Annotated in this window: 20 protein-coding genes and 1 pseudogene; 13 read left to right on the top strand and 8 right to left on the bottom strand. The window is 63.3% G+C overall.

What is annotated here, in order from left to right; translation table 11 throughout:
* The first annotated feature begins 23 nt into the window (after nt 1-23).
* The gene (locus AC3FLX_RS06180) at nt 24-1022 is read left to right on the top strand and encodes a GlxA family transcriptional regulator (RefSeq protein WP_488694826.1); all 999 of its coding nucleotides are present in this window, start codon (nt 24-26) and stop codon (nt 1020-1022) included.
* A 105-nt stretch (nt 1023-1127) separates the two neighbouring features.
* Here the strand turns inward: AC3FLX_RS06180 and AC3FLX_RS06175 are convergent, their stop codons facing one another.
* Entirely contained in the window at nt 1128-2030 is a 903-nt protein-coding gene (locus tag AC3FLX_RS06175; protein WP_488694825.1) for a LysR family transcriptional regulator, read from the bottom strand.
* A gap of 139 nt (nt 2031-2169) precedes the next feature.
* On the opposite strand from AC3FLX_RS06175, the gene pcp reads away from it, so the two are divergent.
* Together pcp and AC3FLX_RS06165 are read left to right on the top strand one after the other, a co-directional pair.
* Entirely contained in the window at nt 2170-2817 is a 648-nt protein-coding gene (pcp, locus tag AC3FLX_RS06170) for a pyroglutamyl-peptidase I (protein ID WP_488694823.1), read from the top strand.
* 97 nt (nt 2818-2914) lie between these two features.
* The gene (locus AC3FLX_RS06165) at nt 2915-4171 is read left to right on the top strand and encodes an acyl-CoA dehydrogenase family protein (protein ID WP_488694821.1); all 1257 of its coding nucleotides are present in this window, start codon (nt 2915-2917) and stop codon (nt 4169-4171) included.
* 38 nt (nt 4172-4209) lie between these two features.
* On the opposite strand, the gene AC3FLX_RS06160 is transcribed toward AC3FLX_RS06165, so the two are convergent.
* The 4 genes and pseudogenes from AC3FLX_RS06160 to AC3FLX_RS06145 form a co-directional block, all read right to left on the bottom strand.
* On the bottom strand, nt 4210-4854 hold the full coding sequence (locus tag AC3FLX_RS06160) for a methionine ABC transporter permease (protein WP_488694820.1): 645 nt from the start codon (nt 4852-4854) through the stop codon (nt 4210-4212).
* A gap of 31 nt (nt 4855-4885) precedes the next feature.
* Nucleotides 4886-5671, bottom strand: a pseudogene (locus AC3FLX_RS06155) (methionine ABC transporter ATP-binding protein); the annotation flags it as partial.
* Nucleotides 5672-5702: 31 nt separating this feature from the next.
* Nucleotides 5703-6527 (bottom strand): MetQ/NlpA family ABC transporter substrate-binding protein, encoded by an 825-nt coding sequence (locus tag AC3FLX_RS06150; RefSeq protein ID WP_488694818.1) that lies wholly within the window; start codon nt 6525-6527, stop codon nt 5703-5705.
* 87 nt (nt 6528-6614) lie between these two features.
* Nucleotides 6615-7955: an LLM class flavin-dependent oxidoreductase gene (locus tag AC3FLX_RS06145; RefSeq protein WP_488694816.1), complete on the bottom strand. Its 1341-nt coding sequence runs from the start codon at nt 7953-7955 to the stop codon at nt 6615-6617.
* Nucleotides 7956-8175: 220 nt separating this feature from the next.
* Here AC3FLX_RS06145 and tauA point away from each other — a divergent pair, with 220 nt between their 5' ends.
* The 4 genes from tauA to AC3FLX_RS06125 all read left to right on the top strand — a co-directional run bounded on the left by tauA (nt 8176) and on the right by AC3FLX_RS06125 (nt 11762).
* Nucleotides 8176-9171, top strand: a complete 996-nt coding sequence (gene tauA, locus AC3FLX_RS06140; protein WP_488694814.1) for a taurine ABC transporter substrate-binding protein — start codon at nt 8176-8178, stop codon at nt 9169-9171.
* Nucleotides 9147-9974: a taurine ABC transporter ATP-binding protein gene (locus tag AC3FLX_RS06135; RefSeq protein WP_488694812.1), complete on the top strand. Its 828-nt coding sequence runs from the start codon at nt 9147-9149 to the stop codon at nt 9972-9974. Before tauA ends, AC3FLX_RS06135 begins: the two co-directional genes overlap by 25 nt.
* Complete coding sequence (locus tag AC3FLX_RS06130; protein WP_488694810.1) at nt 9971-10828, top strand: ABC transporter permease subunit; 858 nt, start codon at nt 9971-9973, stop codon at nt 10826-10828. Before AC3FLX_RS06135 ends, AC3FLX_RS06130 begins: the two co-directional genes overlap by 4 nt.
* Nucleotides 10829-10928: 100 nt before the next feature.
* Entirely contained in the window at nt 10929-11762 is an 834-nt protein-coding gene (locus AC3FLX_RS06125; protein WP_488694809.1) for a class II aldolase/adducin family protein, read from the top strand.
* Between the two features lie 172 nt (nt 11763-11934).
* Here the strand turns inward: AC3FLX_RS06125 and AC3FLX_RS06120 are convergent, their stop codons facing one another.
* The gene (locus AC3FLX_RS06120) at nt 11935-13269 is read right to left on the bottom strand and encodes an aminotransferase-like domain-containing protein (protein ID WP_488694807.1); all 1335 of its coding nucleotides are present in this window, start codon (nt 13267-13269) and stop codon (nt 11935-11937) included.
* Between the two features lie 214 nt (nt 13270-13483).
* Between AC3FLX_RS06120 and AC3FLX_RS06115 the strand changes: the two genes are divergently transcribed.
* Entirely contained in the window at nt 13484-14260 is a 777-nt protein-coding gene (locus tag AC3FLX_RS06115) for an enoyl-CoA hydratase (protein ID WP_488695586.1), read from the top strand.
* Between the two features lie 32 nt (nt 14261-14292).
* On the opposite strand, the gene AC3FLX_RS06110 is transcribed toward AC3FLX_RS06115, so the two are convergent.
* Nucleotides 14293-14727: a MarR family winged helix-turn-helix transcriptional regulator gene (locus tag AC3FLX_RS06110; RefSeq protein ID WP_488694805.1), complete on the bottom strand. Its 435-nt coding sequence runs from the start codon at nt 14725-14727 to the stop codon at nt 14293-14295.
* A gap of 177 nt (nt 14728-14904) precedes the next feature.
* On the opposite strand from AC3FLX_RS06110, the gene AC3FLX_RS06105 reads away from it, so the two are divergent.
* Entirely contained in the window at nt 14905-15663 is a 759-nt protein-coding gene (locus AC3FLX_RS06105; RefSeq protein ID WP_488694803.1) for a sulfite exporter TauE/SafE family protein, read from the top strand.
* 13 nt (nt 15664-15676) lie between these two features.
* On the opposite strand, the gene AC3FLX_RS06100 is transcribed toward AC3FLX_RS06105, so the two are convergent.
* Nucleotides 15677-16648, bottom strand: coding sequence for a tetratricopeptide repeat protein (locus AC3FLX_RS06100; RefSeq protein ID WP_488694801.1), 972 nt, complete (start codon nt 16646-16648; stop codon nt 15677-15679).
* A gap of 54 nt (nt 16649-16702) precedes the next feature.
* Here AC3FLX_RS06100 and AC3FLX_RS06095 point away from each other — a divergent pair, with 54 nt between their 5' ends.
* The 4 genes from AC3FLX_RS06095 to AC3FLX_RS06080 all read left to right on the top strand — a co-directional run bounded on the left by AC3FLX_RS06095 (nt 16703) and on the right by AC3FLX_RS06080 (nt 19714).
* Entirely contained in the window at nt 16703-16933 is a 231-nt protein-coding gene (locus AC3FLX_RS06095) for a hypothetical protein (RefSeq protein ID WP_488694800.1), read from the top strand.
* Nucleotides 16934-17281: 348 nt separating this feature from the next.
* Nucleotides 17282-17662 carry a hypothetical protein gene (locus tag AC3FLX_RS06090; protein ID WP_488694798.1) on the top strand — a complete coding sequence of 127 codons (381 nt, stop codon included), beginning with the start codon at nt 17282-17284 and terminating at the stop codon, nt 17660-17662.
* Between the two features lie 9 nt (nt 17663-17671).
* Nucleotides 17672-17902: a YMGG-like glycine zipper-containing protein gene (locus AC3FLX_RS06085; protein WP_488694796.1), complete on the top strand. Its 231-nt coding sequence runs from the start codon at nt 17672-17674 to the stop codon at nt 17900-17902.
* A 306-nt stretch (nt 17903-18208) separates the two neighbouring features.
* A complete protein-coding gene (locus AC3FLX_RS06080; RefSeq protein ID WP_488694794.1) occupies nt 18209-19714 on the top strand; it encodes a DASS family sodium-coupled anion symporter in 1506 nt (501 codons plus the stop codon).
* Nucleotides 19715-19765: the final 51 nt, after the last annotated feature.

Below are 19765 nucleotides of genomic sequence, written 5' to 3'. Positions count from 1 at the left end.
CTCCGCCAGCAACGAGTGACTCAATGTCGAATACCAACACCGCGCAAGGACAAGCACCGCGCAAAGTCGTAATCGTCGCGTATGCGGGCGCCAAGCTGATGGACGTTTCTGGTCCGCTGCAGGCGTTCAACGATGCATGCTTCGACGATGGCAGTGCTGCCTACCACGTCGTCCTGGTCTCGGAGACCGGCGGGCATGTCACGACGGATACAGGCGTCAAGCTGGAAACGCTTCGACTCGATGAAGAAGCCATCGAATCCGTCGACACGCTGCTCATTGCGGGTGCGGACCTTGTCATGCCTGCCGATGCCACCGCGTCGCTCAGAGCCCGGCTGGCAGCGTATCTCGGCCGCCCGCGCCGCCTCGGCTCCATCTGCACCGGCGCATTCGTCCTTGCCCAACTCGGCATCCTCGACGGCCGCGATGCGACGACGCACTGGGGCGCTTGCAGCCGGTTGGCACGCCTGCACCCGGCCATACACGTCCAGCCCGACTCGATCTTTGTCACCTCCGGGCATATCTGGACGTCCGCCGGCGTTTCCGCTGGCATCGACATGGCGCTGGCAATGATTGCGGACGATCTGGGCCACATGGCAGCACTCAATGTGGCGCGCGGCATGGTCTTGTTCCTCAAAAGGCCCGGCGGCCAGTCGCAGTTCAGCGTGGAACTCCGCCAGCAAATGCGCGACACGCGCGGCCGTTTCGACGACCTTCACGTGTGGATTCGCGCCAATCTTGAAGGCGATTTATCTGTGACGGCACTAGCCGAGGCAGCCCGGATGAGTCCGCGCAATTTCGCCCGCGTCTATCAACGCGAGATGGGGGAAAGCCCTGCACGCGCTGTCGAGAAGATCCGCACGGAAGCAGCCAGGCGTCTTCTGGAATCGGCGCCCGATGGTATTCAGGTCGTCGCGCGCCGGACTGGCTTTGGAGATGACGAACGCATGCGCCGCGCCTTCGTGAAAGCCTTTGGCGTATCGCCGCAAGACTATCGCCGGCGGTTCGGACATACGCAGGTCTGAGGGCGGCAAGACGCCCTTTTTCGCCACGCACCCGCACCGGCCTTGCGGCCGTACGGAACCGACCACCGGGTGCGCTGCCATCTGGCCTGACACACAACCCCGCCCTCAACGCATTTCACTGACCGCGGACCGAATCTCCTGCCTGAGCCACACGGCTGCGGCATCGGCCTGCGTGCGCCGGTTGTGAATCAGCTCGATGTCGAAGCCGGTATCGGCAAGTTCTTCGGGAACTTCAAGGATCTGCACGTCGGGGGAGGCCAGCCGCTGCGCCACCCGCCGGGCAACGGTCGCGACCAGATCGCTGTGCGCCACCGCCAGCGGCAATGCCACGATGTGCGAGAAGGTCGCCGCGACACGCCGTTGCCGACCGAGCTTGTCCAGCTTGCCGTCGACGACCCCGCGTCTGGACCCGCTATCGCCGGGAGCAAATAGCGCGTGGGGCAGCTGCAGATAGGTCGACAGGTCAATCTTGCGCCGCCGGCCGCCGGCGCGGAGCCTCGGATGCGAACGGCTGGCGATGCAGACAAAGTCCTCCTCGTACAGCTTCGTTTGCACCATGCGCTTCGGCGCGGCCAGGTGTCCGCCAATCGCAACGTCGACAACGCCCTGGTCGAGCTGCTCGAAGACGGCCGCCCGGTCGAGCGCCATGATCCGCAGATCAACGTCCGGCGCCTGCCGCCTGAGCCGGCCAATGACATACGGCAGAAGAACAATGTCGGCGTAGTCAGTGGCCGCGATGGTAAAGCCGCGCCCGGCCGGCGCGGCTGGGTCGAAGGCAACCGACTGGCCCATCGCCTGGCGAACATGATCAAGCGCTGACGAAATCCCCGGCATCAGCGCGTGCGCCAGCTCCGTCGGCTCCATCCCCGCATGGCTGCGCACAAACAGCTCATCACCAAACAACGCCCGCAGCCGGGTCAGCGCATTACTGACCGACGGCTGGGCGCGGTTCAGGCGCTTGCCGGCCAGCGTGACACTGCGCGTCTGATACAGCGCCTCGAATGCCACGAGAAGGTTCAGGTCGATGCGAGAAAGATTCATTCTGTGAATTTAATGGATATTCAATATCCATTTCAAGAATCCGGACGCCGCCGGTACCATCAAACGCCTTCCCTCCCCTTTTCGACCTTCCCGCAGGCAGCGTCCAATGCAAACCGTACTTGTCACCGGCATCGAGCCATTCGATGGTGAAACCCTGAATCCTTCGTGGGAAGCGGCGCGCGCCGTCGATAAGCGCGTGATCGGCGGCGCACGCGTACTGGCCCGTCAGCTCCCCTGCGTGATTGCCGAGGTCAGGCAGGCGCTGCTGGACGCCATCGCGGAGGTCGATCCCGTCGTCGTCCTGTGCCTGGGACAAGCGGGCGGACGCAGCGACGTATCGATCGAACGGGTGGCGATCAACGTCGTGGACGCGCGCATTCCCGACAACGCCGGCCGGCAACCCGTCGACGAACCAGTGATCGACGGTGGTCCCGCCGCCTACTTCTCCGCGCTGCCGATCAAGGCGATGGTCAGCCGTCTGCGCGCGTCGGGCATCCCCGCATCGGTCTCGCAGTCAGCGGGCACCTACAACTGCAATGCCATCTTCTACTCGTTGCTGCATTGCATCGCGACCGAGCGGCCGGCGCTGCGCGGGGGCTTCATTCACGTGCCCTACCTGCCGCCGATGGCCGCCGCGCATCCTGGCGCGCCAAGCATGGATGTTCGCGTTCTGATCGAAGCCATCGAGATCATGGTGGCTACGGCGCTGGAAGTCTCCATCGATCTCAAGGAAATCGGGGGCGCCACGCACTAGCCGCATAAGGGCATGCGGAATCGGTCGTTACCCGTCGAGAGAATTGCTGCACGATGTCTTTCGTGCTCATTCGACGAGAAACCCGAAGGACAACCGCATGCCATTTCAAGACTCCCTTGCCTCCGCGATTGCTATCGACACGGCCACCGCAGCGCCAACGTCGACGCCACAACCGCTGCCTCCGGCCGCCGATGTGGCAATACTTCGCCAGCGCGCCCAGGCCCTGCTGCCCGACATCGCGCGGGATGCCGCAAAGCGGGAGAGCCGCCGCGAACTGCCCTTTGATTTTGCGCGCCAGGTAGCCAATGCCGGTTTGCTGACGTTCCGCATCCCGAAGGCGTATGGCGGCCCCGGCGGCAGCATGCGCGATGCCATCCGCTTTGTGCAGGAACTGGCCGCCGTCGATGCCAACCTCGCCCAGGCATTGCGGCCCAACTTCGGACTCATCGAAGGCCTGCTCGCGGGCCACGACAATGAAGCGGATCGCAAGCGCTGGTTTAACCGGCTGCTGGGCGGACAGATCGTCGGCAATGGCGGTGTGGAGCGCGGCGGCAAGCATGGCGCCATCCAGGCCACCATCGTCCGCGAGGCCGATCACTATGTCGTCAACGGCACCAAGTACTACAGCACCGGCGCGCTCTACGCCGACTGGATCAGCTCCATCGCCGTGGACGAGGCCGGCAAGGAAACGCACTTCACGGTGCCACGCGACCGGGCCGGCATGACGCTGGTCGATGACTTCGACACCATCGGCCAGCGGTTGACTGCCAGCGGCACCACCCAATTTACGAACATGCGCGTCGCGCCGGAAGAGCTGCGCGCCAGCCACCTGCCACGCGACCGCCGCAATCCGGTCTCGCCGGTCTTCCAGCTCTTTCTGGCCGCCACGGAAGCCGGCATCGCACGCAACGCGCTGGACGACGCGGTCTGGTTTGCGCGCAACAAGGCCCGGCCGATCAAGCACAGTTCGGCCGAGCGATCGGTGGACGATCCCTACGTGCAGGAAACGATTGGCCAGATTGCCGCGCAAGTGTTTGCAGCCGAAGCCGCCACGCTGCGCGCCGCCGACTCCATTGACGCCGCCTGGGCGGACAACCTCAGTAACGCATCGCTGACGCAGGCGTCGATCGACGTCGCTCAGGCGCAATACTTCGCCGTGGCGGCCGCGCTGAAGAGTGCGGAGCTGGCGTTCGATGTCGGTGGGGCATCCACCTGCGACCGCCAGTACAACCTGGATCGCCACTGGCGCAATGCGCGCACTGTCGCCAATCACAATCCGCGCCAATGGAAAGCAGCCGCCGTGGGCGCATGGCTGCTGAAGGACGAACCGCCTCCCACGACCGGGCTGTTCTGACGGGATGCCGCCACTCCCCAAAGGAGATGGCGGCGTTGCTATCGCCGGTGATCGAAACTGCGAGCCAGCCGCTCGCCCGCGAACTGCACCACCGTTACCAGAACCACCAGGATTGCGATCACATTGAACATCACGGCCGTTTCATAGCGCTCGTAGCCATAGCGGATCGCCAGATCGCCGAGGCCACCCGCCCCCACGGCACCTGCCATCGCCGACGACCCGATCATCGCAATCACGGTGACCGTAGCGCCGCCGATCAGCGCCGGCAGCGCCTCCGGTAACAACACATGCCGCACGATATGCCAGCGTCGGCAGCCCATAGCGCGCGCCGCCTCGATCAACCCCGCGTCGGTTTCATTGAGCGCCACCTGCGACACCCGCGCAAAGAACGGAATCAGATGCGCGCTCAGCGGTACCACGGCAGCCCAGGTGCCCATCGTCGTGCCGACGATCAGCCGCGTCACCGGCAGCATGGCCACCAGCAGGATGATGAAAGGGATGGAACGAAACATGTTGACCAGCACCGACAGCGCGCGGTTCGTACGCGGCCTCGGGGCCAGACCGCCAGGCGCGGTAACGGTCAGCACGATGGCCAGCGCCATGCCGACGACAAACACCACAAGGCAGGCGCTGCCGGTCATCAGCAGCGTTTCGCCGAACGCCTTCAGGTACTTCTCAGCCATTGGCAACACGATGGGATACCTCCGCGGGATGTACGTTCGCAGGCAGACGCTTGCGCAGCGGGCGCAGCAGCGACAGCGTGGCTTCGGCCTGCGGGTCGGCAAACACGCGCCATACCGGCCCCTGCTCCTTCACCTGGCCATGATCGAGCACCAGCACCCGGTCGCATGCTTCCTCGATCACGGCCATGTCGTGCGTGATCAGCACCACGGTCAGCCCGAGCTGCTTGTTGATGTCCCGCAGCAACGCCAGAATCTGCTCCGTTGTTTCAGGATCGAGCGCGGAAGTCGCTTCGTCACACAACAGGATCTCCGGACGGTGTACCAGCGCACGCGCAATACCCACGCGCTGCTTCTGTCCGCCCGACAGCATCGCCGGGTAGGCGTGGGCCTTGTCCGCGAGTCCCACTGTCGCAAGCAGATCGTTGACGCGGGTGTCGATCTCGATGCGCCGCACGCCCGCCACGCGCAGCGGCAGTGCCACGTTGTCGAAGACGGTCTTCGCCGACATCAGGTTGAAGTGCTGAAAGATCATGCCGATGCGCCTGCGTAGCCGGACCAGGCCACCCTCGTCGAGCTTGCCGATGTCGATGTCGTCGATCCATACATGACCACGGTCAGGCCGCTCCAGCATGTTGATGCTCCGCAGCAGCGTCGACTTTCCCGCGCCGCTGCGGCCGATGATGCCGAATATCTCGCCGCGTTCGATCGTGAACGAAACGTCCGCCAGCGCGGGCGCGGCGGCGCCCGCGTAAGTCTTGCCAACCTGATCGAACACGATGTGCGGGTCGCGCGTCGGCAATTGCGAAATCGTGTGCATGCAATAGTCCCTTTCCCTTTTCGCCGGCGCCTCAGAACGCCGGAATGACCGACCCCTGATACTTGGTCAGGATGAACTTGCGCACCGCCTCCGACTGGTAGGACTTGACCAGTTGCTGCACCCACGGTGCGGTCCGGTCCTTCTCACGCACGGCAATCACGTTGACGTAGGGATTGTTCTCGCGCTTTTCCACCGCGATGCCATCGCGCGTGGCGATCAGGCCGGCCTGGTAGGCGAACGTGTTGACGATGGCGGCGGCGTCCACGTCGGGCAGCGCGCGCGGCAGCACCACCGATGCGCTTTCGATAAATTCGAGCTTGCGCGGATTGGCCGTGATATCGGCCAGCGAGACGGTGCCCGTGTACGGATCGAAGCCGTCCTTCAGCTTGATCAGGCCGTGATCGCGCAGGATCACCAGTGCACGGGTCTGGTTGCTCGGATCGTTCGGGATACCGATGCGGGCGCCGTTCGGCAGCGCTTCCAGCGACTTCACCTTGCGCGAATAGAACGCGATCGGCGAGATCAGCGTGTCGCCCACGTTAGTGATCTTGTAGCCGCGCTGCTTGATCTGGTCACGCAGAAATGGAATGTGCTGGAACGAATTGGCGTCGAGGTCACCGTTGTTCAGCGCCTCGTTCGGGCTCGCGGTGCCGGTGATGATCACTGTCTCAACCTTCAGGCCATTCCTGGCCGCCTCGCGGGTCACGACTTCCCAGATCTCCTCGTCCACACCGCCGCGTACGCCAACCTTCAGCGGCTTGCCGCCCGATGACTGGGCGTAGGCCGATGCAATCGGCAAGGCTGCCAGCACCAGAGCCAGCGTAGCGATGACACCAAGGGCGGAGCGTCGTTTCATGATGAGAGGTGCGAGAGTTTGGGAAGCACCAGTCTATGAAACCCTCCTGCCCTGGTCCACGAAGTAATCCGACATAGCAAATGCGGACTACGCCGCCGCGCGCGAGGCCGTCCTGCCCGCCGGGCGGGCCAGCCCCATGTGCTCGCGCAAGGTACTGCCCGCGTAGTCCTTGCGGAATAGGCCCCGGCGCTGCAGGATCGGCACCACGCCGTCCACAAAGTCCCGCACACCATCGGGCAAGGCATCGGGCATCAGGTTGAACCCGTCGGCCGCGCCACTGCGGAACCAGTGCTCGATGTCATCGGCGATCTGTTCGGGGGTGCCGACGATTACGCGGTGCCCGCCCCCACCCGCAAGCTCACGGATCAGCGCGCGCACCGTCAGGTTCTGGCGCTGCGCAATCGCAATCGTCGCGCGAAAGAAAGTGTGATTGCCATTGGCCGGCAGCGCGAGCCCATCCGGCAACGGTGCATCAAGCGACAGCCGGTCGGCCGTAATGCCAAGCGTGCCGGCCAGCCGGTTCAGGCTGTAGTCCCACGGAATCAGGTCGACCAGCGCATCGCGTCGTTGGCGTGCCTGCGCCTCGGTGGCACCGATGATCGTCGTCAGCCCCGGCAGGACCTTGATCGCGCCAGGCCCGCGACCCAGGGCTTCGGCACGCTGATTCAGCGCCAGGCGGTATTCGCGCGACTCCTCCAGCGATTGCGATGCCGAGAACACGGCTTCCGCATGCCGCGCGGCCAATTCGCGGCCATCGTTCGACCCACCGGCCTGGAACAGCACCGGATGCCCCTGCGGCGGCCGCGGCAGGTTCAGCGGCCCTTGCACATCGAAGAACGGGCCATGATGGGCGATGGGCTGCAGGCGGGCCGTGTCCACGAAGCTGCCCGACTGACGGTCACCCACAAACGCGCCGTCTTCCCAGCTATCCCATAGCGCCTTGACGATGCTCGTGAACTCGTCGGCACGCGCGTAGCGTTGCGCATGATCCGGCGGCGCCGCGCGACCAAAGTTGCGCGCGGACCCGCCATCGGCCGTCGTCACGACGTTCCAGCCAGCCCGCCCGCCGCTGACGTGATCGAGCGTGGCAAAGCGCCGCGCGATGTTGTACGGCTCGTTGTAGCTGGTCGAGGCAGTTGCCACCAGCCCGATATGGCGCGTGGCCGCTGCCACGCACGCAAGCAGCACGGTGGGCTCCAGCGCGGTGATGGGCCGAAAATTGATCTGGTCGGCGATGGATGCGTTATCGGCCAGGAAAATGGCATCGAACTTGCCCGCTTCGGCGATCTGCGCCAGCCGGACGTAGTGCTGCACGTCGACAAACGCACGCGGATCGCTGTCGGGCAGGCGCCAGGCCGACGGCACGAAGCCCGAATGCAGCGCGTTGAGATTCAGGTGAAGCTGGGGCGAAGGCGAGGCGGCGGGCATGGTGGCGAGAAGCGGGCGAGCGTTGGCAATGGTGTCTGGCAGACGAGCATAAGGAAGCCCTTCACGGACGGGAACGAACGAAAGCCGATATCGATATGCCGTGCGTCGTCCTCCGTCGGGCAGGCACGCGAAAACCGGATAAGCATTGGCCGAAAACTTCGTTCGCGCCACTGGCACCGATTTCTATACTGGCCTTCTTTCCTGCCCTGACCCAACGCCCATGAAGAGCTTGCTGAAGACGATGATGGCCTGCGCCGCGCTGCTGATTGCCGGCACCGCCATCGCGCAATCGAAGGAAGTCGTGATCGCATACCAGGACATGGTGGTGCCTTGGCGCTATGCGCAGGATGCCCAGACCATCGAGAAGCAAACCGGCTACAAGGTCACGTTCCGCAAGCTGGCCAGCGGCGCGGATGTCATTCGCGCGCTGGCGTCGGGTTCGGTGCAGATTGGCGAAGCCGGCTCCGCGCCGATTGCCGCCGGCCTGTCGCAGGGACTCGGTATCGAGCTGTTCTGGATTCTCGACAATATCAACGACGCCGAAGCGCTGGTCACGCGCAATGGCAGCGATGTGAAGTCGCTGGCCGATCTCAAGGGCAAGCGCCTGGCCGTGCCATTCGTATCCACGTCGCATTTCCACACGTTGTTGGCCCTGGAGACGGCCAAGGTCGATCCGCGCAGCGTGAAGATCGTCAACATGCGCCCGCCCGAGATTGCAGCCGCGTGGGAACGGGGCGACATCGACGCGACGTTCATCTGGGACCCCGTACTGGCAAAGGCCAAGAAGAATGGCCATGTCCTTACCACGTCGGGCAGGATCGCACAGGAAACCGGCAAGGCCACGTTCGACGGTATCGTCGTCAACAAGGCGTTCGCGCGGGACAACGACGCGTTCCTGACGTCATTCGTCAGAATTCTGGCCGATACCGACGCGGCCTACCGTGCCAACAAGGCGGCATGGACGCCGGAATCGCCCCAGGTCAAGGCGGTGGCGAAGTGGTCGGGCGCCGAGGCCGTCGACGTACCGGCCAGCCTGGCGCTGTACGATTTCCCGACGCCACAGCAGCAAGCCTCGGCGGCCTGGCTTGGCGGCGGCGCCGCGAAATCGCTGGCAGCCACCGCGGCATTCCTCAAGAGCCAGGGCACCATCCAGGCCGTTTTGCCCGACTATGCCACCGGCGTCAACGCGACATGGGTACGCAAGCTCGCGCAGTAAGCGACGAGGCCAGCCCCGGAGCGGGCGGCCGCATCGAAGCGCGCCGCGTGGCGGTGCGCTTCGCTTCGTCTCGCGAACATACCTCGCTGGCGCTGTCCGGCGTCGACCTGACCATCAATCCGGGCGAGTTCGTGGTGGCACTCGGGCCGTCCGGTTGCGGCAAGACCACGCTGCTGAACTGTCTGGCCGGATTCGTCCGACCGTCCACCGGCAGCATCCTGCTCGACGGAGAACCTGTCACCGGTCCCGGTCCAGGGCTGGGCGTCGTATTCCAGAAACATGCGCTGATGCCCTGGCTCAATGTGCAGGACAATGTCGCGCTCGGGCTCAGGTTCCGTGGCATCCCCCGCGACGAACGCATCGCGCACGCGCAGCATCAACTCCGTCTCGTGGGCCTTGAGCGACACGGCACCGCGCCCGTTTATCAACTATCGGGCGGAATGCAGCAGCGCGTGGGCATTGCACGCGCGCTGGCCAACGATCCCCGTGTGCTGTTGATGGACGAACCGATGGGCGCACTCGATGCGCTATCGCGCGAATCGGTCCAGGAGGTGCTGGCCAAGGTCTGGGCAGCTACCGGAAAGACCGTGTTCTTCATCACCCACAGCGTGGAAGAAGCCTTGTTTCTCGGCACCCGGGTCATTGTGATGTCGGCCGGGCCGGGCCGCATCGCGCACGAGTTCCCGCTGCCATTCGTTCAGCGCTATATCGAGACCGGCGATGCCCGGGCCGTGAAAGCGTCGCCCGAATTCATCGCCTGGCGCGAGCGCCTTCTCCACCTGATTCACGGGCAACTCGCATGAGCCACGCCGACGAAACCGTGCGCGCCACGGTGCCGCTTGCCGCCGAAGCCACCATCCGCGCGGCGCAGGTGCTCCCGCGCCTGGGCAGCGGCCGTACCGGCACCATCACGGCCGCCACCATCGTCGCGTTGCTGGCGCTCTGGCTGGCAATCACCAGTGCGGGCTGGATTCCACCTTTGTTCCTGCCGCCACCTTCTGCCGTCTGGCATGCGGCGGTGCAGGCATGGGACGGCAATGTGCAAGGGGGGCTTCTGTTGTGGCAGCACATTGCATGGAGCCTGGCCCGTGTGTTTGGCGCCTTCCTGCTCGCCGCCATCACGGCGGTGCCGGTGGGGCTGCTGATGGGCACGAGCCGGGTGGCGCGCGGCATCGCCGACCCTGTACTGGAGTTCTATCGGCCATTGCCGCCGCTGGCGTATCTGCCGCTGATCGTGATCTGGTTCGGCATCGACGAGACCGCGAAGCTGCTGTTGATCTACCTGGCGTGCTTTGCGCCGATTGCGCTCGCCACACGCGCCGGTGTGGCCGGCGTGCAGACCGAGCAGTTGCACGCCGCGCAATCGATGGGCGCCACGCGATGGCAGCTGGTGCGTCATGTGGTGCTGCCCGCCGCACTGCCCGAGGTACTCACCGGCCTGCGCATTGCCATCGGCTTCGGCTGGACCACGCTGGTCGCCGCCGAAATGGTGGCTGCCACCGCGGGCCTGGGTCAGCTTGTGCTCAATGCGTCGAACTTCCTGCGGACCGACGTTGTCGTGATGGGCATCGTGCTGATCGGCGCTATCGCGTGGCTGTTCGATCTGGCCATGCGCCGGCTTGGACAATGGCTGGTGCCCTGGCACACCCACCGCTAGCCGCGCGGCACCCGCGTCATATCCTCGTGCCGAAAGCTTCGTTCCGTTTCCGTGCCGGGCGGCGTACGTTCATGCGACGTTCCCTCCCCAAAGGCCTGACATGAGTTCCGTATTCCCGTTCGAGCGCCGTGGCACATTTACACCCAACGCCCAACCTCAGCAGAAATTCTGGTTCGACCCCCTGCCGGATCGCCCCACCGTCGAGGCGGAACGCCGGCACCGGCAGGAACGGCTGGCCGGCGCATTCCGCATCTTCGCTCGCCACGGTTTCGATCTGGGACTTGCCGGCCATATCACCGCGCGTGACCCGGAGTTTCCGGATCACTTCTGGGTCAACCCGCTAGGCGTGCATTTCTCGCGCATCCGCGTGTCCGATCTGCTGCTCGTGAACACGCGCGGCGAAACAGTGGTTGGCAACCGGCCGCTAAACAAGGCGGCATTCGCCATCCACGCCGCCATTCACGAAGCCCACCCTCATATCGCCGCCGCCGCGCACACGCATTCCACCTATGGCAAGGCATGGTCCACGCTCGGACGCAGACTCGATCCGCTGACGCAGGATTCCTGTTCTTTCTTCGAAGACCACGTTTTGTTCGACGACTTCACCGGCATGGTGGTGGACAACGCCGAAGGCGAGCGGATTGCGCGGGCTCTGGACAAGGGTCATGGCCAGACACACAAGGCGGCGATCCTCAAGAATCACGGCATCCTGACCGCCGGCCCCACCGTGGAAGCGGCCGCCTGGTGGTACATCGCGCTGGAAAACGCCGCCCATACGCAGTTGCTTGCCGAAGCCGCCGGTACGCCGCAACCGATCGATGAAGCCACGGCGCGCCATACGCACGGGCAGGTTGGCGGCAACGAAGGATCGCTCCACGCATTCGAATCCGTTTATGCGGGGCTGGTGGAAGCCGAACCAGATCTGCTGGACTGACCGCACCGTATTCCACGCCTTTTTACGCCCCTGTCCCGCTTGCCGGGCAGGGGCGATTTCATGTCCCCTTTCGTCTACCCGCTGAACGTCATCGGCGTCTTCTGGCGCCTTGCACTGCGGGACCGATAAATCGGTCAGCCGGTGTGACCTGGGAAATGGCGGGAGACAACCTCTATCGGTACGCGTGTTCGTCCACCACCCTGGCCACTGTCGCAAGCGCTTGCCGCAGCGTGTCTACGTTGACGGAGCCGAGTGCCAGCCGAATGGCGTGAGGCACCTGCTTTGACACAGCGAAGGGGTGAGCGGTGGATACCGAAACGCGCGCCTGCAACAATGTCTTCGCAATGGCATCGGCACGTGCCTCCTCGGGGATCGGAAGCCAGACGAAGTAGGACGCGGGATGCCGGATGGGATTCAGGTGTCCCAGGACTTCGGTCACTATGCCCTGCCGTACTGCGGCGTCACGCCGCTTCTCCGCCTCCAGCCGCGCAACCGTCCCATCCTCGATCCAGCCGCAGGCGATCGCCGTCATCGTGGTCGGTGTAAGCCAGGTGGTCGCCCGGATCGCGCGTTCCAGTTTTGGAATCCAGGCCAGCGGGGCGCAGACCGGGCCGACGCGCAGCCCGGTTGCCACGCTCTTCGAAAGACTCGACACATACACGGTAGTCTCCGGCGCCAATGCGGCCAAAGGCGGTGGAGCGTCCGCTTCCAGGAAGGCGTATGCCGCATCCTCGATCACGATCAGTCCGTGCTGCCGCGCGATGGCGACCAGATCGCGCCGCCGCCGCGCGCTCATGACCCAGCCCAGCGGATTGTGCAGCGTCGGCATGGTGTACACGGCGCGTACCCGGCGTCGCCGGCACAGCCCGGCCAACGCATCGAGGTCCGGACCGTTGGTCCCCGCCGGAATCGCTACCAGCTCCAGCCGGCAGGCTTCGGCGGTGAGCTTGAAGCCGGGGTAAGTCAGCGCGTCGACCGCTACCACGTCGCCGGGTTCCAGCAACGCCATCGCCGCAACCGTCAAGCCGTGCTGGCCGCCGCTTACCAGCACCGTGTTTTCCGGCGTGGCTGGCAACCAGCGTGCGGTGAGATGCCGGGCCATCGTCTCCCTGTCACGCGCACGGCCGCCAGGGGGATGGTATTTGAGCAAGGCTTCCAGGTTGCCGGCACCGGCCAGTTCGCGCAGCGCCGTCCTGAGAAGGTCGCCTTGCCCGGGCATCGACGGATTGTTGAAGCTCAGGTCAACGGTGTCATCGCTCCACGGCTGGAGGTCGATACCGTGTCCGCGCGGCAGCACTTCTTTTACGAACGTCCCCCGGCCGGTCTCGCCGCTCACCAGCCCCATGACATGCAGTTCCGCGTAGACGCGCGTCGCGGTGACCAGCGCCAAACCTTCGCGGGCGGCAAGTTCGCGGTGGGTGGGCAAGCGGGAGCCAGGACGCAAACGGCCTTCCTGGATGTCTGCGGCGAATTGGTCGACCAGTTGCTTGTAGCGGTGTCGAGGCATGGCGGATGGATGCACGACAATTGTCGGAATGTGCTGATTATCGGCCCGGCGATATCCCGAGACAACAGGCTTGCGGAGGCCAACGTCCCCTTAGAAGCATCCGCTCATCGCACAAAACCAACCGGCAACGTGGCGAATATGGATCTTCGCGGTTTACTTCGCATGCAAATTATCCATATACTTCGCATGCGAACTTAAACATATGGAGACCACCATGACCGCAGAGATTCGTGTCGATCTGAGCGAAGGCGTCCTGACCCTTACGCTTGCCCGACCGGACAAGAAGAACGCCCTGACAAACGAGATGTACGGGACCCTGGCTGACACCATCGAGCGCGCCGAGCATGACAGCAGCGTTCGCGTTGTGCTGATGCAGGGAGACGGGGATATGTTCACCGCGGGGAATGATGTGGGCGAGTTCGCCGCGATTGCGGCGGGAAAGGGGCCCAGCGAACGCCATGTCCACCGCTTTCTGCATGCGCTGGCAAAGTCGACCGTACCCATCGTGGCGGCCGTCCAAGGCAAGGCGGTCGGCGTCGGCACCACGATGCTGCTGCATTGCGACTACGTGCTGTTGGCGCAGGATGCGCAACTGATCACACCGTTCGTAAACCTCGCACTGGTGCCGGAAGCGGCGTCCAGCTACCTGCTGCCGCTGCGTATCGGCCACGCCAGGGCATTCGAGATGTTTGCAATGGGTGATCCGCTCGACGCGCAAACCGCGTTGGCCTGGGGCATTGCCAACAAGCTCTGCGCCAATGACCAGCTCCGCGCCGAAGCGCGCCGGATGGCCGAACGCATCGCCGCCAAGCCCGCGGGTTCACTGAGCGCCATGAAGGCGCTGATGCGCCAGGCCGAGATGCTGGTTACGCAGATGGATAGCGAGAGCGCGAAGTTCCAGGAGCGGCTGACGAGCGCCGAAGCCAGAGAGGCGTTCGCGGCCTTTGCCGAAAAGCGCAAGCCGGACTTCTCGAAGGTCACCCAGCACTAAGCCCGTCTCACGCTGATCAGCCACGGATCAGGTTAGGCATCGCCGTCTTCGGCGACCGGAAACTTGGTCTGCAGGCTGGTCAGCCATCGCGCCACCACTTCGATCTCCGCTTCGGTAAAGCCTTCGGTCAATTTGGCGTTGAGATCCGTCATGCCGGCCTTGGAGCGCTGACGCGCGGAGCGTCCTGCATCCGTCAACCACAGGCGCGATGCGCGGCCATCGTTCTCGTCGGCACGCCGCTCGATCAAACCAGCTCTCTCCGTGCGGTCAGCCAGGCCACTCATGCCTGGCGCTCCCAGGTCCAGCGCGGCCGCGGCCTCGCTCATCAACGCGCCGTTGTGCGTGCCCAGAAAGAACAAGAGCCCCGCCTGCGCCGCCGTTACGCCACCACGCGCGGCACGCGCTTGTGACCAGCGTTGCAGGCGACGCTGCCCAACGTTCAGAAGATATACGAGGCGATGCTTCATGTTCAGGGCCGGCAACGTTGATCGGTTTATTTCGCGTGCGAATCATATCATGCGCCATAGACATCCCTGGGGCGCTACATGGACGGCCAGGTAAGTTGTATCCATGACAATGATTTGATTGTATTGATCGCCCCACCTACGATGGTTTCCTGCTGATAGTCCTTGTCGAAGACCGTTATGGAACTGAACGTCACTACCATCCTTGTCACCTTTGCCGGAGTCTTTCTGATCTGTTTCATGAAGGGGGCCTTCGGTGGGGGCTTTGCCATCGTCGGTATTCCGCTGCTATCGCTCGTGATGAGCCCCGTGGAAGCAGGCGGTCTGCTTGCGCCACTCTTTATCGCGATGGATCTTTTCAGCCTGCGCTACTGGAAGCCCTCCACATGGTCCAGACCTGACCTGGTTTTGCTGGTGCCTGGATTGGTGGCCGGCATTGGCGTCGGCTACTTCCTGTTTCGGGTGCTGGACCACCGCGCGATATCCATCGTCATGGCAGCGGTCACGTTGGCGTTTGTCGGCCTGTGGCTGCTGCGTGGCGGAAGCGTCGCGGTGCAGCCGCGCTCCTCGCCCAAGGCCGTCGCCGCGGGGCTGACGTCGGGGATCACCACGATGGTCGCGCACTCTGGCGGTCCGCCGCTTGCCATGTACCTGTTGCCGCTTGGCCTCAGCAAACAGGTCTATGCGGGAACCACCAGCATGTTCTTTACGGTAGGCAACATCCTCAAGGCAGCGCCGTGGCTGGCACTAGCCCGGCCCGTGGGCGCCGTCTGGACGCTGATGGCCATCAGTCTGCTCGCCGTGCCTTCCGGCGTCTGGCTGGGCTGGCGCTTGCATGGAAGGTTGGATCAGCGCCAGATGTATCGTGCGTGCTATGCGTTGCTGGTTGTCACCGCGCTAAAGCTGTTGTGGGACGGCGTCGCAGGGTACCTGCACTAGCTGTTGCGGAGGCTCAACTGTACCCAGCCACCACGACCGCTGCGCTCCTGCCGTGCTGGCTCTCGATCATCGCCCGGGCGGCATCAGGCTGCCCAGCCTTGAGATAGGCGGCGACCAACGTCAGCGCCACGAGATCCCGTTGGGCGCGGCTTCCTCCGATGCGTACAGTGAGCGGCCATGCGGACGTGAGGGCCTGAATGGCGCCTTCCCAATCTCCGGCGGCATACGCTGCAAACCCTTCCGTGATCCGGATTACGGATTCTCCCACCGGGTAGTTTTGCGCCTTGATGCGCTCGCTGATTTCGGAAAGCCGTAGGTTTAGAGATGCATTGTCTTCAGCGACGATGCAGGCGATCAGTGCATGGGTGTCTGCATAGCCCAGACCCGCCTTGGGGTAGCACCGCAGGGCGTGGGCGTGAAGTTCGCGCCAGGCATCCGCGTCGCGCGGCAAACCCGCCAGCTCCGCGCGCCAGAGAAATGACACGCCATCGGTCACGACATTGATGGGAGGCCCCCAGGCCGCGCCTGGGCGCACGCCGCTTCGAAACGCCTGCCACGCACGATCGAGCTTGCCTACAGCCAGCGCGGCCAAGGCAACATGCCACGAGAGGTGGCAATGCGTCAGGCTACGTGGATCGTGCCGGGGCATCCAACCGTCGAGAAAATCAAAGATCTCCGCCGATTCGCCTCGCTCGTACATGACGTGCGCCCGAAAGTGAGCGGCATGCGCATGGCGAGGATTTCCCGCAAGTGCGCGCTCCAACAGCGTCCAGGCTTCATCCAGCCGTCCGGTTTCGCAGGCGGCAAAGCCCAGAACCGCGTCGAACCACCAGTCTTGCCCATAGGCCGATGCGAGCGACGACAGGAACTGGTACAGCTTCTCCTCGTGGTCCGGATCTCCGCTGAAACCGTAGAGACCGAAGACACTGGTGGCCGGTGCCAGCACCATGACATCTCGCGGCCAATTCTCGAGATGTTCGTGCATGGCCCGCATGGCCTCCGTGGGCTTACCGTCGATACCCAGTGCCAGTACGTTGACGTGACTGCGCTCCCGGGGCGATTGGTTGGCTACCTGATCGCGGGCCGCCGCCGCCAGTTCACGGCCAGCCACAACCTCGCCATCGAGAAAACGGCCTCGCGCCAGCGCAATCGTTGCGAGTGCAAAGGACGGGTCATGACTCCGCGATTCCGCAAGGTGCTCTCGAAACCCGGCAACACCGGCTATCACGCTATCGACGCCGGCAATGTACGCATCGCGTGCCAACGCTGACGTCGTGGACAGCTGCAACCCAAAACGATCTTCGAGCATGGCTCACTCCTCGCGCTGACACCCCAAAACGTCCGGGACTTCGACACGTCTCAAGGTGCCGCGACCCACCGCTGCTTCTTCGTGTACCGCACCTATCATGGGAAGAAGTCTATGCGGAGGAGCGGCAGGATGGTACATGTCTCAAACGCCGTGAGTCCGACAGCCGAAAAACACGAACAACTGCATTGGCTTGATTCGCAACGACCCCCACCTTTCACACCGGACCCGGATACCCGAATAGCGCCTAATATGAACACCAGCACTGCTGCTGTGGGGTAACGCAACGCTGAAATGCTAAGGGAGACCGCAATGGCAAGAAGACTAAGCCGGCTTGCAGTGATGGCTACGGCACTAATGGCACTAACCTTGTCGGCCAGCTCCCGCGCCGATGACATTCCGCTAATTACCGGCAAGCACTGGACAGACTCTTCTGAACAGGCAAAAAAGGCGTACCTCGTAGGCATTGCCAATCTGGTCCAGGTTGATATCGCCTTTCACGAAGGCAAGCCACCGCCCGACTCGCAAAGCATCATTCCTCGCTTCGCAAGAGGAATCAAGGGCCATTCGCTCGACTCAGTGCGCCAGGGCGTGGATCGCTGGTACGCGACACATCCTGACCAGTTGCAGCGGCCGGTCATTGAAACGATCTGGTTCGAAATGGTTGTTCCCGGTCTGCAGCCCAAGAAGTAAGGTGATGCCATGAAACGATTTCAATCGCTTGCCGTCATTCTGGTGGCCGCCGGCGCTGCAGGATGCACGAACATGACACCGCAGCAGCAAGGCACCGTGACCGGTGCCGGCATAGGCGCCGCGGCGGGTGCGGGTATCGCTGCCATTGCAGGCGGTAGTGGCTGGACAGGCGCGGCGATCGGCGCCATCGCGGGCGGCGTTGCGGGCAACATCAAGGGAAGCAAACAACAGCCGTGGTGACCCGCTCAGTCGCACTTGACGGATTCTGCGAATACCGTCGAAGACGATTCAGTATTTCCTCGTTACCTGCCTTACTGCCTGGCGCAATCCGTAGTCATTCATGACTATCGAGGTTATCGACATTGCAGCATCGTAGTGCTGCTGCCTGTTCTACCGAATCGAAACGGATTTCTGTTGCGCTATTGGTTAGCCGACGGAGCACGCCCATATAAAGCGCTCTACAACTGGCATTTCTACCAAAAAGGTCATATAAACCATAGCGTGGAAGGACATTGACTCCCTCAAACCTCTCTGGGATGGATTGGGATGCTCACAACATTAAAAGCGGTGTTCCGCTACTTCAACAGCGTTGTCCCGTTTCGGCTCGGCCCCGCTTTGATCGCTACGGCCGTCCTGATCATTCTGTGGTTGATACCTGTGCCAGAAGGGCTAACGCCAAAGGCATGGGGCCTGGTTGCCATCTTTCTGACAACGATCGTCGCGATCATTTTGAAGGTCATGCCGATCGGGGTAATGGCATTAATGGCCATCGTGATCCTGTCGTTGTCGCAGGTTACGTCGACCTCGTCCAAAGGGGCGATCGCCGATGCCCTGACCGCCTACGACAATCCGCTGATATGGCTGATCGTCGCGGCGATCCTGATCTCTCGCGGACTAAAAAAGACTGGATTGGGTACCCGCATCGGCCTGATGTTTATCTCGCTAATGGGAAAGCGAACGATAGGCATCGGATATGGCCTGGCCACCTGTGAGTTGGTGCTGGCACCGTTCACGCCGAGCAACACCGCGCGCGGCGGCGGCATCGTGCATCCGATCATGAAGTCGATCGCCAATGCATTCGACTCGGACCCGGCCAAAGGTACGGAAGCCAAAGTCGGCACCTACCTGGCGTTGGTCAACTATCACGCCAATCCGATTTCTTCCGCGATGTTCGTCACCGCCACCGCCCCCAATCCCCTGGTGGTGGACTACATCGCCAAAGCGACCAATCAGAATCTGCACCTGAGCTGGACAAGCTGGGCGCTCTGCATGCTGCTGCCCGGTCTGTTGTGCATGCTGGCGATGCCACTGGTGATTTACGTGCTATCACCCCCGCAACTCAAGGTCACACCCAATGCCGTCGAGTATGCGCGCAATGAAATGGCGAGGATGGGTCCCGTGTCGCCAAAAGAAAAAGTCATGATGGGGACGTTCGCGCTGCTGCTGGTGCTGTGGGCCAACATTCCGGCATTCATATTCGGGCCGGCGTTCACGTTGGACCCGACGGTTGTCGCCTTTGTCGGTCTTTTCGCGCTGATCATCACTGGCACGATTGACTGGGATGACGTGCTATCGGAAAAGAGCGCCTGGGACACGCTGATCTGGTTCGGCGCGCTGATCATGCTGGCCGAGCAATTGAACAAGCAAGGCGTGATTGGCTGGTTCTCCAAGGGCATGAGCAACGCCATCGAGGCCAGCGGCGTCGGCTGGGGCGGCACGGCCGCGATCCTGGTGGCGGTCTTTGTTTTCTCGCACTATCTGTTCGCAAGCACTACCGCTCATATCAGCGCCATGATGCTCGCCTTCCTGACAGTCGGCGTTCACCTCATCCCGCCCGCCTATGTGGTGCCGTTCATGCTGTTGATGGCGGCAGGCTCGGCGATCATGATGACGCTGACTCACTATGCGACGGGCACCTCGCCAATCATCTTCGGCAGCGGTTACGTCTCGATGGGAACCTGGTGGCGTGTCGGATTCGTGATGTGCGTGGTGAACCTGCTGATCTTCACCGTGGCCGGCGGCCTTTGGTGGAAGGTTCTGGGCTACTGGTGAACCAGCGGTCCCGCAGCCTGACCGCGCATTCCGCCGCAACTTTGAACCTTG

This window comes from Cupriavidus sp. 291-E7, assembly GCF_057798835.1.
The sequence above is the reverse complement of the archived record's forward strand: the minus strand, read 5'-3'. Positions and strand labels throughout refer to the sequence as shown.

What these genes read in the sequence shown, in the direction of transcription:
- AC3FLX_RS06180 (WP_488694826.1), top strand. Translation starts at nt 24, where the DNA reads ATGTCGAATACCAACACCGCGCAAGGACAAGCACCGCGCAAAGTCGTA.
- pcp (WP_488694823.1), top strand. Translation starts at nt 2,170, where the DNA reads ATGCAAACCGTACTTGTCACCGGCATCGAGCCATTCGATGGTGAAACC.
- AC3FLX_RS06165 (WP_488694821.1), top strand. Translation starts at nt 2,915, where the DNA reads ATGCCATTTCAAGACTCCCTTGCCTCCGCGATTGCTATCGACACGGCC.
- AC3FLX_RS06160 (WP_488694820.1), bottom strand. Translation starts at nt 4,854, where the DNA reads ATGGCTGAGAAGTACCTGAAGGCGTTCGGCGAAACGCTGCTGATGACC.
- AC3FLX_RS06150 (WP_488694818.1), bottom strand. Translation starts at nt 6,527, where the DNA reads ATGAAACGACGCTCCGCCCTTGGTGTCATCGCTACGCTGGCTCTGGTG.
- AC3FLX_RS06145 (WP_488694816.1), bottom strand. Translation starts at nt 7,955, where the DNA reads ATGCCCGCCGCCTCGCCTTCGCCCCAGCTTCACCTGAATCTCAACGCG.
- tauA (WP_488694814.1), top strand. Translation starts at nt 8,176, where the DNA reads ATGAAGAGCTTGCTGAAGACGATGATGGCCTGCGCCGCGCTGCTGATT.
- AC3FLX_RS06135 (WP_488694812.1), top strand. Translation starts at nt 9,147, where the DNA reads ATGGGTACGCAAGCTCGCGCAGTAAGCGACGAGGCCAGCCCCGGAGCG.
- AC3FLX_RS06130 (WP_488694810.1), top strand. Translation starts at nt 9,971, where the DNA reads ATGAGCCACGCCGACGAAACCGTGCGCGCCACGGTGCCGCTTGCCGCC.
- AC3FLX_RS06125 (WP_488694809.1), top strand. Translation starts at nt 10,929, where the DNA reads ATGAGTTCCGTATTCCCGTTCGAGCGCCGTGGCACATTTACACCCAAC.
- AC3FLX_RS06120 (WP_488694807.1), bottom strand. Translation starts at nt 13,269, where the DNA reads ATGCCTCGACACCGCTACAAGCAACTGGTCGACCAATTCGCCGCAGAC.
- AC3FLX_RS06115 (WP_488695586.1), top strand. Translation starts at nt 13,484, where the DNA reads ATGACCGCAGAGATTCGTGTCGATCTGAGCGAAGGCGTCCTGACCCTT.
- AC3FLX_RS06110 (WP_488694805.1), bottom strand. Translation starts at nt 14,727, where the DNA reads ATGAAGCATCGCCTCGTATATCTTCTGAACGTTGGGCAGCGTCGCCTG.
- AC3FLX_RS06105 (WP_488694803.1), top strand. Translation starts at nt 14,905, where the DNA reads ATGGAACTGAACGTCACTACCATCCTTGTCACCTTTGCCGGAGTCTTT.
- AC3FLX_RS06100 (WP_488694801.1), bottom strand. Translation starts at nt 16,648, where the DNA reads ATGCACGAACATCTCGAGAATTGGCCGCGAGATGTCATGGTGCTGGCA.
- AC3FLX_RS06090 (WP_488694798.1), top strand. Translation starts at nt 17,282, where the DNA reads ATGGCAAGAAGACTAAGCCGGCTTGCAGTGATGGCTACGGCACTAATG.
- AC3FLX_RS06085 (WP_488694796.1), top strand. Translation starts at nt 17,672, where the DNA reads ATGAAACGATTTCAATCGCTTGCCGTCATTCTGGTGGCCGCCGGCGCT.
- AC3FLX_RS06080 (WP_488694794.1), top strand. Translation starts at nt 18,209, where the DNA reads ATGCTCACAACATTAAAAGCGGTGTTCCGCTACTTCAACAGCGTTGTC.